The sequence below is a fragment of the Aeromonas simiae genome, assembly GCF_000820125.1.
GTDB lineage: Bacteria > Pseudomonadota > Gammaproteobacteria > Enterobacterales > Aeromonadaceae > Aeromonas > Aeromonas simiae.
The window spans coordinates 19022-28719 of sequence record NZ_CDBY01000047.1; the positions used below are offsets into that span (position 1 = coordinate 19022).

General features: G+C 56.7%; 15 protein-coding genes. All 15 read right to left on the reverse strand.

Annotated features, from left to right (window positions below; all coding sequences use genetic code 11):
• Nucleotides 1-5: 5 nt before the first annotated feature.
• Nucleotides 6-698, reverse strand: coding sequence for a PP2C family serine/threonine-protein phosphatase (locus BN1134_RS08360; RefSeq protein ID WP_042046550.1), 693 nt, complete (start codon nt 696-698; stop codon nt 6-8).
• The gene (locus BN1134_RS08365) at nt 698-1369 is read right to left on the reverse strand and encodes a vWA domain-containing protein (RefSeq protein WP_042046551.1); all 672 of its coding nucleotides are present in this window, start codon (nt 1367-1369) and stop codon (nt 698-700) included. Before BN1134_RS08365 ends, BN1134_RS08360 begins: the two co-directional genes overlap by 1 nt.
• Before the next feature lie 174 nt (nt 1370-1543).
• Nucleotides 1544-2251, reverse strand: coding sequence for a macro domain-containing protein (locus BN1134_RS08370; RefSeq protein WP_042046553.1), 708 nt, complete (start codon nt 2249-2251; stop codon nt 1544-1546).
• Complete coding sequence (locus BN1134_RS08375; RefSeq protein ID WP_158197746.1) at nt 2248-2877, reverse strand: DUF4433 domain-containing protein; 630 nt, start codon at nt 2875-2877, stop codon at nt 2248-2250. The genes BN1134_RS08370 and BN1134_RS08375 overlap by 4 nt, the downstream gene beginning before the upstream one ends.
• Before the next feature lie 73 nt (nt 2878-2950).
• Nucleotides 2951-3148 carry a DUF2787 family protein gene (locus tag BN1134_RS18875; RefSeq protein WP_052449453.1) on the reverse strand — a complete coding sequence of 66 codons (198 nt, stop codon included), beginning with the start codon at nt 3146-3148 and terminating at the stop codon, nt 2951-2953.
• A gap of 108 nt (nt 3149-3256) precedes the next feature.
• On the reverse strand, nt 3257-3601 hold the full coding sequence (locus BN1134_RS08380; protein WP_042046554.1) for a type IV toxin-antitoxin system YeeU family antitoxin: 345 nt from the start codon (nt 3599-3601) through the stop codon (nt 3257-3259).
• A 95-nt stretch (nt 3602-3696) separates the two neighbouring features.
• Nucleotides 3697-4185, reverse strand: a complete 489-nt coding sequence (radC, locus tag BN1134_RS08385) for a RadC family protein (RefSeq protein WP_042046556.1) — start codon at nt 4183-4185, stop codon at nt 3697-3699.
• A 93-nt stretch (nt 4186-4278) separates the two neighbouring features.
• Nucleotides 4279-4545, reverse strand: coding sequence for a hypothetical protein (locus tag BN1134_RS08390; protein ID WP_042046558.1), 267 nt, complete (start codon nt 4543-4545; stop codon nt 4279-4281).
• 413 nt (nt 4546-4958) lie between these two features.
• Nucleotides 4959-5384 carry a DUF2787 domain-containing protein gene (locus BN1134_RS08395; RefSeq protein ID WP_042046560.1) on the reverse strand — a complete coding sequence of 142 codons (426 nt, stop codon included), beginning with the start codon at nt 5382-5384 and terminating at the stop codon, nt 4959-4961.
• 38 nt (nt 5385-5422) lie between these two features.
• Entirely contained in the window at nt 5423-5983 is a 561-nt protein-coding gene (locus BN1134_RS08400; RefSeq protein WP_042046561.1) for a lecithin retinol acyltransferase family protein, read from the reverse strand.
• Nucleotides 5984-6194: 211 nt separating this feature from the next.
• Nucleotides 6195-7133, reverse strand: coding sequence for a recombination directionality factor (locus BN1134_RS08410; RefSeq protein WP_042046564.1), 939 nt, complete (start codon nt 7131-7133; stop codon nt 6195-6197).
• 5 nt (nt 7134-7138) lie between these two features.
• The gene (locus BN1134_RS08415) at nt 7139-8131 is read right to left on the reverse strand and encodes a YqaJ viral recombinase family nuclease (protein WP_042046565.1); all 993 of its coding nucleotides are present in this window, start codon (nt 8129-8131) and stop codon (nt 7139-7141) included.
• A gap of 176 nt (nt 8132-8307) precedes the next feature.
• A complete protein-coding gene (locus BN1134_RS08420) occupies nt 8308-8610 on the reverse strand; it encodes a helix-turn-helix domain-containing protein (RefSeq protein ID WP_042046566.1) in 303 nt (100 codons plus the stop codon).
• Nucleotides 8610-8960: a type II toxin-antitoxin system RelE/ParE family toxin gene (locus tag BN1134_RS08425; RefSeq protein WP_042046568.1), complete on the reverse strand. Its 351-nt coding sequence runs from the start codon at nt 8958-8960 to the stop codon at nt 8610-8612. The genes BN1134_RS08420 and BN1134_RS08425 overlap by 1 nt, the downstream gene beginning before the upstream one ends.
• Nucleotides 8961-9007: 47 nt before the next feature.
• Nucleotides 9008-9698: DUF932 domain-containing protein (locus BN1134_RS08430; protein ID WP_042046569.1), on the reverse strand; the 691-nt coding region annotated here is incomplete at its 5' end.

The window sequence follows — 9698 nt, forward strand, 5'->3', positions numbered from 1 at the left end:
CTGCTTCAATCCGTTCTGAAAATTCCAGCGATGGTCTTATCATCGCCGTGACGTGGTGTGGACCAACCGTGCAGTTCTCGTGTCAGCCACTTGCGCATACGGCGTTTGCTGCTGCGCAACTGGCGCTGGCAAATCGCATCGAAGAATGACTCCAACTGTTCCGGAATCAGGTCATCCGATATGCCGTCAGTCATCAGTAATACACCATCGCCTGGCTGGGTCAGCACGAATTCGGCGCTGCAGCCATCCTGAGAATTCACCTGTGCCAAGGTGGCCGTCTGATTGCCAAAGCCTTGGCGCCGATTAGTCAGCACCTTGAACACACCCTGACTTCTAACCAGCAGCATGCCATCCCCAACCTGACCAGCCATACCTTGCCCATAAATATCCACTTGAGCCCACAAACAGGTCGTTTCATGAGCCCTGTATCGATCACCAAAGTGGGCAAGCCAGGCATCACGCAGGGTCAGAGCAACCGTGCCATGCAGCATTCCTTGTCGCTGACGGGCAAGTTGCCTGAACAGCTGGACAGCTTTCCGGGAGCCAAGATGGCTAAGTGGACGACTGCCTAGCCCATCTGCCACGGCGATACACAAGCCGCCGCGTAGACCACTTACGCACAGAGCATCCTGATTAGGAGTGCCGTCCAACTGATGTGCGGGGCCTCGCACTGAAGCCCCGCCTGCCAGCATGCGCATCAGAATTCCCAGTCTTGATCGTCTGCACTAGGGATCTGCAATGGCGTGTGCTGATTAGGTGTGGCCGACTGACTGCGCGCACTGACACTCATGGTCACTGCACGGAAGAAACGGTGAATGTCGCGGGCATTCTCGGCATGGAACAGCGGCGCCTCAGGGTCGTTGGTGAAGTCGCCGAGCATGATCTCATCCGAATCCGCACCAATGGCCATAGCAAGGCGCGTGGCCTTGGATGAGCGTTCGCCATTGACCAGGCTGGCAAATGGGCCTTGCCAGTCATCATTGGGATAGCCATCGGAGACCAGCACGATCACCGGCTTGTAGGCGCGGGAAGGAATGCTGTCTTTGTCTTCGATCATCTCACAAACTAGCGAAAGAGCACCGCCCAGTGGGGTCATACCATCTGCCACCAGCGGTGTGAAGCTTTGCAACTGATGAGCCGGAGTCAGAGGTAGGTTCAACTCTGCCTGGCTACCTCCAAAGGTGATCACACTGACCTGGATCTCTGCACGCAGACGGCTCTCGCTGGCAAAACTGCTGATCATGTCTTTGAGTCCCTTGTTCAAGGCTTCGATCTTTCCATCGACCGACATGCTGCCACTGGTGTCGGCCAACACGATGACCGGCAGCGGGCGAGCGGTTTGGACTTGGAACTTTTTGAGTTCTGACATGGGTACTTTCCTTGTTGATTCTCTAGAAGTACGGGTGAAATGCATGCCAATTGTAAAAATTGCTATTAATAGATTGCTGAAGCAGAGATTTATGAAATCGACGGCATCCAGATCAACATGAATATTTATATTCACGCAGTATTTTTTACTTTTCCGTTGATTCCGAGGCCACAGTTAGAGCAATGATGCTTGCGTCGGTGCTCTCTGTTCCGATCCCCTCAACACCTGCGTGACAAAGCTGTAAGCCTTTTCCAAGGTCTTGTCTCCAATCCCCTCGAATTGCAATAGCTGATTCAGCTGACAGACCCGCTCGTCCGCCAACGCTGTCCTAATTGCCTCGATAGACTGAGAACGCAAACCACTGCTGAACTTGATCTGCTCGGAGCTCAGTTTCAAGAATCTAGTCTTGAATACTTCGTACAGATCATCTGGTGCAACAGGGTCATAGCGATAAATCTCCACCGGAATCGCACAAGTGCCAAGGTGATGCAGCATGATTTCCAATGAGCGCTCAGCCGATACCCCCCCCATCTGAGCCCCTAGTAGCGGGAAGGCAACAGAGCTAATCCCGCGAGATTCGTAGGTCCTCATGAATTTCTCTAGCCCGGCGTGCAAGAAATCTTCCTGGCTCGGGTAGCGCCAGTGCTTCTTGGTCGGGAAATTCAACACCCAGCGATCCGCTGCTTTGTAAATCCATAACTTCCCAATACTAAACTGCCCTTGCTCGCACAGGGCACGGTACTGCTGGAACATGTCCGGATAACGCAAACGGTACTCGAATGCGATGCCTGCTCCCATCACACCAACACAGTTAATGGTGTTGACGCACGTCTGGGCGCGAGAGCAAAAGATATTGCCCGTAACCACTGAGACATTACTCACCTAAAAGCCCCCGCAAAAAAGAAGCTCGGATCGACAATCAGTCGGTCATCTAGATAAAGCCCCGCATCATTAACAGCCGCAGCTGTTTCGGCGTTTGAGCAGATCGCGACCTCGATAAATCCGGGGGCGATACTAGGCGCTACAAGTACCTCAGCGCAGCGTCGACGCTTACCATCCGGCACATCGTTCCAGTACACTGCCTTGAGAGCTTCTAGTGAAGGCAGAACCACCGATGGGCCTTTCGCAAATAGCGTCAGTTCACTGGCCGCATTGCCATCCGTAAAACAGTGCTGATCATGGTAATCCAAAAGACTTGGCGTAAGCCCCAGCACAACTAGATCTGCAGCCCGATCCCTGAGTCGGTACAGCATGGGATTTCTGGGGTTCAGGTATAACGGTACGTAATCATGCAAACAGCGCTGAAAAACCGGCTCGCGCCTTTTGGCGCGCCGAGATTGCACCTCCAGATCCGAATAATCCTGAATGTGCAGCCCTTGCGCCATCGCAGTACTGCGGGACACAAGGCCGTGCTTGCGTACCGTCCGGAAGTTCTCCAACGGCATCATGTAATACAGACAAGGCGGCAAGCCGGGCATGGGCGCCATCGAATCGAGCATGGACAGCATTACCTCACTGCTCTTCACATTCTGACCGCACATATCACTATCTCTCGCCGCTTAACCATGAGTGTTGCACATTTTATCTGAATTCCTGCTGTACTGGGAGTTGCGGCGTAACACCAGTGATGAAATTGGATTGCCATACAACAAACAGTTCTATGGCACTAGCCTGCGGCAGCGGCCCCCACTCCAGCATGTAGTGATCGTCCTCCAGAAGTTTAAATCGAGCTCCTGGCACAGTTCCGCATTCTGCCCCCTGATAGCTGAAGTCGATCATGTTGCCGGTCCGTGGATACCGTATGTAAGGCATTTGGGGTTCAGTAGTCAGGCAAAAAAATAAGTCTCAGGCAGAGGGTGAGCATGTGGCTCACCCTTTGTGTCGGTTTCACGCCTCTGTGGCTTGAACATTGCCGCTTTCTTGCCGGTAGACATCCAGATAGAGGTAACCATAGCTGGCCCTTGGATTGGCCAGGCAGACCCAATCCCCCTGCCTCAACGTCACCAATTTATCTTGGTCGCTCAGCAGTTCCCCTTGTTGAAAGAGCTTGCTAAGACGCTCAATAAACCCCGGTAAAACGGTGTCGATATCGGTAAGCCACTGCTCGTCAGCCTCGCCATAGACGCCGCTGCGATCCCATAGCAGGGAGACTCCGCTTCTCTCGACAATGGCACGTGCGCCAAAGCGTGGTTGGACCTGGGTATGTAATCCCCAACTGCCTATTGTGCTCATACTCTGTTTACTCCGAATGATGGTGAGTCATTGCATTAGTCACTGCTGACCATGCTTTATTACTCCCCGAACGGGCCGCTTGACCGGCGTGACCGTTACAAATGCCCCCGCTCTGCCAGCGACACCACGCCCTCCGTCCCGACCACCAGATGATCCAGAGTTCGGATATCCACGAGTGCCAAGGCACTTTGTAGCCGCTGGGTGATCTCGATATCTGCACTGCTGGGCTCCGGGTAACCCGACGGGTGGTTATGCACCAGCATCAGCGCTGCGGCATTGTGGTGCAGTACCCGCTTGACCACGTCGCGGGGGTAGATGGTCGCTGCGGACAGGGTGCCGAGAAACAGCTCTTCATAGGCCAGGATCCGGTGCTGGTTATCGAGGAACAACGCTGCAAAGACTTCGCGATCTCGTGCTTGCAGCAGCCCTTGCAGGGCCAAGTGCTTATCGGTAATGGCAACGCCCTTGGCCAGTTTCTGGCGGGCAATCATCTGGGCAATGATCAGCAAATCGTCGTCGGTAACGAGGCCGGGCACGCGATAAGTGCCGGGTTCCTCCCCGGCGATGAGTTTCTGATGCAACATGATGGATCCTCCAAAAGCGTTCGCCCCACTGGCCTATGGGCTGGTGGGGTGTGCTTTTTTGCAATAAAGGGGGTGGTGATTGCGGCGAGTGGGTCAGTGGGGGGCCTGGGCCAGCCCTTGCGGTGTCAGGTCGTGCAACGGGAGGTGGTAACTGGTGGCCAGCAGGTTGCCGATGCCATACAGCCACTCCCGCTGTGGGTGATCGCACAGCCATTCGGCCAGTGCGTAACCCTGTTCGGTCTGATAGCGCAGGTAGAGGGCGTAGCCATCTACCCGTAGACCGTAGTCCCGCACTACTTGGATCTGCCCCCCGCTATCGTGAACCCCCTCCAGCTCAAGGGCGAGCAGTGTTCTGGTCATCGGCACCTTCCTCATGGGGTAAGGGGTCACTCTCCACGGTAAAACCGCGATGAATACAAATGCGCTGCAGGTCAGCCAGAAAGCTGGCCAGTACCCTGGGCTGTTCAGTGAGCGGGACCGGCCCTGCCTGGCAATGCCAGAAACACCTGCGCTTGGGATCAACGCAGATCTCATTCACAGGCTGGTTCATAGTGCGCCAGTCGTCAGCATTGCTGATGGTGAGCAGTTGCCACTGAACCCCAGACCAGCGAACTTGTAGAGTCACCGTTCGGACATGTGGGCTATCGGGGGTGATGTGCAGCAGCCAGTGTTTGCCGCTGTGTACAGGTTGTAACCTGGCTTTGGCTGCAACTAGTTCTAGCCATTGGCGTGAGTAGTGGGAGAGCGCTAATTCATGTGGCATTTCACACCTCCTAATCGCCGCTGACCGTGATGCTGAAACATTCCAACCGGTAGTAGGCAATGAAGTTGCTCTGCCATATATCGAACAACTCCCGCGCTTCGGCCAGTCGCAACGGTCCCCAGCCCAACATGGTGTGCTCCCCATCGAGAAAGTTGAAATCGAGCTCCTTGCAGAGCTCGGCATCTTGCCCCAGCCCTTGGTAGCTGAAGTCGGTGACGTAATCGAACAACCAGTCGTCAAGACCACGCACCAGGCGTATTTCGACCGGGTGAACGCCGCCTTGTTCGGCGCTGTAACCGGGGTTACGGAAGTTGAAGGTCAGCTGGGTACAGCGTCCCAGGTCGAGGTCGGTTCGTTCGGCTTCCTGGCTGAGTAGAGCCAACAGTGCTTGGCAGACAGGCAGGCTGATGCCGTCCCGGTGAAAGGGAATAGTCATGGTAGTGATCCTTGAAAGTGTGAGGTAGCGGCAGTGGCTCAGTCGGTGAGCCAGGACCAGAGGCGGCTTACTGCGTGAGCGGCTAATACGCCGGTTGCCAAGGGGACCCAGCTTGGCGATGTCGCAAGGGTGGTCAGGGTGATAGCTGAGGTGGCGAGCGTCATGCAATCAGATGCTGTGCGTTCTCGGGTCAACACGGTTGTAGCTGGGGGCATGATGGTGGTCTGCTGAGTGCGGAGGGCCGCTTTCGCCACCGCCGCCGCTGCTTGGCTAACCTGTGTCGAGTGATGGATACCGTGGATGCACCACATCACGAAGTGTTCACAGTTACTGAATAATACATCGTACCGATGCTCGCCCAGCCGAGTACGGGCACGTTCGAGGCTCTCTGTTCGGCCATACAGCCTGGCAGGGCAAGGCTTGCACCAGACCGGTTTACCATCGGAAAACTCATCCAGAGAGGTCATCACTATTTCACCGGGTAGGCCGAGATTAGGCCCCTGATAGTGGATGACATGGTTGCCCCCGACATAGAGGCCGTGGTGGGTATAACCGAGGCGAACGGTCACCAAATGATCGCCTGGGGTGAATCGAGACATGAAGTTAACTCCTTGTGGTCAGGCATATAAACGCAACAGGGCACCTAATGGGTGCCCTGGAGTCGGTGTGAAAAGATGTATGAGACCCGCCCGCGCCCAACCGAGCAGGGTACAGTCTTGGGGCAGAAGCTAGCCCGACTGGACAGTGCCGACCGGGCATTGCCGCTGGAGACGTTTGAGCGATTGGTCGAGCGTCTGGCCAGATCCTGAGTTAGAGCGCACCGGGTGCCGGTGCCGCGCCTTTACCCAATTTGTTGGTTAACGGGGATGCCCGAGTTCGCGTTCCCCGTGGTCTGGTCTCCGCTTGCAGAGCCGGTTCGGCAGTCGAATGTTCCCCTTCCTCCACCTGGGGGTAAAACTCCTCCAGCAGCATTGGCACCTCTTCATCCACCTCCTCGAACTGACCATTGCGCAGTAGCGCCCGCGCCACGGCTTCCATTTCGCTAATCGTCAGCCCAGCTTCATCATCCTGCATCGCTTCCTGCCGTGCCTGACCGACTGCCTCGGTCAGGGTCAGTTCGTCACGCAGCGTCAAGTCCACGTAGTAGACCGGGGTACGGTAGGACTGGGTGGTGCTCTTGGCCCGCAACCTCAAGGTCAGTGGCAGATAGCGGGTCAATCCACCGCTCACTGCCTCGAAATACTTGAGCCGTGCCGCCAGGGTTCGTACCGAGTTATAGCCGGTGGTACGAAAGATAAAGCTGCCGAGTTCATCCCCCTGTCCCTCCACAAATAGGTTCAGTCGTCCGTACAACTTACAGCCCTGTTGCTGGCCGTAGGGACAGCGCTCTGGACCGGGGCAACTGACCTCCTCCATCCCTTGTGCCCCCACCCGTTTTGCCATCTCTCCATTGCCGACACAGAGCGGTCGCCCAGTCTGGCGGTCAAAGGCGCTGTACTCTGCCCGCAGGTTCAGATCGCTGTCATTGAACAGCACACGTACCGGGATGGCGCGGATCTTGGCCTGCTCATGCCCTTGAGCGAACTGCTGATGCAAGGGATGGAGTAACCATCCCCCTTTCTGCTGCACCTGGGTGGTGAGGGTGAAACTGTCATCCTTCTCCGGCACCCATTTCCCGTCTTTCTGTACCAGCCTGCCGATACAGATCCGCCCGATCACGGGCGGGGTAATTGCCAGTCCTTTGATCATGGTGTTTAACTCCTGCCAGCATGAGTGGCCTGAATGGTGAAACGGCGTGAGCCGGGCACCGGTTTGACGTAGTGGCTGAGCAGGTCGGGATGATCCTGCCCGAGCCGTTCCAAGTCCGGCGCCAGCCGATCCTTGCTGCGTTTCCAAGTGATCTTGCCGTCGGCGAAGAGCCCTGCCGTGGCCTCGCCCAGCGTGGCCTGTAGCCGCTGCTTGATCTGCGACTCGCGTAGCTCCACTTCCTCCTTGTGCTCGCGCAGATGCAGTAACTCCCCGAACAGCTGGTTGAACTCGGGGGAATCGGAGAGATCGACGGTCTCTCCGTCATCGCGGGGAAATAGCCAAGCCAACGCCGAGCCTGCATCCTCAGAGCCATCGGGCTCGGGCTGCTGGTTGCTGGTGACCTGATGCCAGAACTGTGCTTCACGCTCGGTGAGATCCCGGACCTTCTCCTCGTCGCGCTCGATGCGATAAATCCGAAAATCCTGACCCCCGATCAGCACAGCTACCTCCGCCCAGGCATGGCCGGTGACGGCGAGCTGATGAAGTACCTGACACTGGTAGGCGACCGGCACACCTTCCTCCCACTGCGGGGCACTGTGATAGCTGGCGGTCTTGATTTCGAGGATGCCGGGGCCGTCGGGGTGACCCACCACCTCCCGGTCGAGATTGGCGAGCATAAAGGTGTGTTCGGGGTGCTGTAGTACGGCATTGACCCGGCGTACCCGGTAACCGGTTCGCTTGGCGTAGACCTGCGCCAAGACCGGTTCGAGCTCGATACCCCACAGCACCGCTTCCTTGTGGGAGATATCTTCCGGCTCCTTGCGACCGGTTTTCTCCAGCCATAGCGACAGCGGGCATTTATAGGGTGAGAGGCCCACCGCCACGGCGGCATCGGACGAGCCGATCCCCAGCTTGCGGATCGCCAGCCACTGTTCGCGAGGGAGGTCGGAGGTCGAGGCTAAACGAATGGCCTGACCGTATTTGGCTTTTGCTTTCATCGTGACTCCTGCTTGACGGCATAAATGCTCCCGCCCGGATTGGCTTACGCCAGTCCGGGTGAGGGGATTTTTGCTTTCTGGTGGAATGAAAATAGGCTGCATTTGCAGCCTCAGGATGGGGTGTTGATGGGCGAGCTAAATCGCTAGATGTCTGTTAACGGGTCGTCGCAACGGCGTCAGACGTTGAACCCGATGTGTCGGCCGGTAGGCAATTCCACATCTACACGCAGCTTGCCGCCCATCGCTTCAACATAGCGTTTCATGGTGGAGAGCTTGATATCACTGCCACGCTGCTCCATCGCCACGACGGCAGGCTGACTGACACCGAGTGCCTTAGCCAACTCAACCTGCGACACCTCCAGCTCTTCGCGCAGCGCCTGTATACGCACCTCCAGCAACAGCTCGGTTGCCATTTCCTGGATGCGTTGCCGACTCTCTTCTGAACGGGAGGCCAGCAAATCGTCAAGTGTTCTTCCCATTACTTTTCCTCCAACTCAGCCAGATGCCTGGCGTACTGTGCCTCAGCCAACGGCAGCATCTCTTTGTAAAACCGCTTCTCGTTCCCGCCCTTGTTGCCAGCACAAAGCACGATGGCTTGTCGCAGCGGGTCAAAGGCAAAGAATGCACGTAGCGGCTCTCCCTGATGCTGCACCCTCAGCTCTTTTAAGTTTGTAAAACGCGAGCCCTTGATGGTATCGACCAGGGGACGCCCTACCGATGGGCCACCTTGTGCCAAGGCGAGTAGCCCAGCCAAGACTTTCTCCTGCGTCGCTTCATCTTGCACATCAAACCAAGCATTAAACAGCTCGGTCGTTTTTACTGTCCACATAGCGCACCAATATAATCTTTAGTTTATATCCTAGATGGATACGGCCATCACTGCAACAGGTTGAGGGCCCGGTTTAACGCCTGGATTTTCAGTTGCGCCCCTTGTCCGAACCAGGCGGAGTCGAGCCGGTGATCCTGACTACGGGCACGGCGATGGTGATCCACGTACTCGGTCACCGCATTAACCAGCCCCCAGGCGGTATTGCGGGAGCTCGATAAATCAGACCCCATCCCGGCGCCCTGATAGAGCTCGTACAGGCGCTGCACAGGACGAGTGAGGATGATGTTTTCGTCATCCAGCGGTTGGGCCAGCAGGTCGCTAAAGAAGCGCAGGGCCTCTTCAGGAGCGACCGGGCGCTGCGCCAATGCCTTGGTCTGGGCTTTGAACTCATCCCAATGGGAGAGGCCGAGTCCCAGCGACTCTTTCACCGTAGCCGCATCGAACTGGGTGGAGTGGGGGACCTTGATCGCCCCGCTGCTGTCGCGTAGCGCCATCTGTAGGGTGTTATTGCAGACCACTCGCAGGGAGGTGAACTGCGCTGTGGTACAGAGGGTGCCATCGCAACTGGTGGCGAGCAGCAGGTAAGACTTCACCACATCCCCACCCTTGAGTTTCATATCCTGGCCGGTACGGGCCAGCGCCCACAACTTGCGACCGCCTTTGAGCGAACCAGCCGTTTCCAATTCAAAGCCACCGGCTTCCACTAGATCCTGATAGAAGTGTTGATCAGCGCGCAAA